Source organism: Flavobacterium xizangense (assembly GCF_054075145.1).
This window is the reverse complement of sequence record NZ_JBSIPG010000159.1, coordinates 1-262: the sequence shown is the minus strand read 5'-3', so window position 1 is coordinate 262 and position 262 is coordinate 1. Positions and strand designations below refer to the sequence as shown.

At 72.1% G+C, this 262-nt stretch carries 1 protein-coding gene; it reads left to right on the top strand.

All coding sequences use genetic code 11. The features are described 5' to 3' along the window. On the top strand, nt 1-262 hold a 262-nt coding region (locus ACWA1B_RS22920), incomplete at both ends, for a rhomboid family intramembrane serine protease (protein WP_456910943.1).

The window sequence follows — 262 nt, the reverse complement described above, 5'->3', positions numbered from 1 at the left end:
CTACGCGCTGTGGCCGCTGGGCGAGGGCTTCCAGCCCTGGCAGGTGGTCAGCAGCGCCTTCCTGCATGGCGGCCTGCTGCACCTGGGCGTGAACATGCTGGGCATCTGGACCTTCGGCCGCGAGCTGGAATCCGCCATGGGCTCGCTGCGCTACCTGTGGCTGTACGCGGTGAGCGTGCTGGCGGCAGCGGCGACTCAGCTGGTGGCGGTGGGCTTCGGCGACCCGGTGCCCACGGTCGGCGCCTCGGGCGGCCTGTTCGGC